Annotated in this window: 2 pseudogenes; one reads left to right on the top strand and one right to left on the bottom strand. The window is 72.5% G+C overall.

What is annotated here, in order from left to right:
• Nucleotides 1-81 (bottom strand): annotated as a pseudogene (locus GTQ99_RS27370) (dephospho-CoA kinase); the annotation flags it as partial.
• A 39-nt stretch (nucleotides 82-120) separates the two neighbouring features.
• Between GTQ99_RS27370 and GTQ99_RS27655 the strand changes: the two are divergent.
• Nucleotides 121-247, top strand: a pseudogene (locus tag GTQ99_RS27655) (sugar ABC transporter permease); the annotation flags it as partial.

The raw sequence follows: 247 nt of genomic DNA, 5'->3' as shown, positions 1-247 counted from the left end.
CACCAGCCGGCGCACCCGCTCCTCCTCGGGGGCCTCGACGACCACGACGAGCGGGTAGCCCGGTGCCGCTCCGGTCTCCACCAGGAGCGGGACGTCCTCGACGACGACGGCGTCGGCGGGGGCGGCGTCGGCAAGGTCCAGGGCGCCATGATCGGCGGCCTCCTCGTCGGCGTCATCTCCAACGGCATGCAGCTGCTGGGTGTCGACCAGTCCCTGCAGCAGGTCATCAAGGGCCTCGTGCTGCTGC

The sequence above is a fragment of the Kineococcus vitellinus genome (assembly GCF_009906315.1).
Taxonomy (GTDB): Bacteria; Actinomycetota; Actinomycetes; order Actinomycetales; family Kineococcaceae; genus Kineococcus; species Kineococcus vitellinus.
Note: the sequence above shows the minus strand (reverse complement) of the source record. Positions and strands in the feature narration are given on the sequence as shown.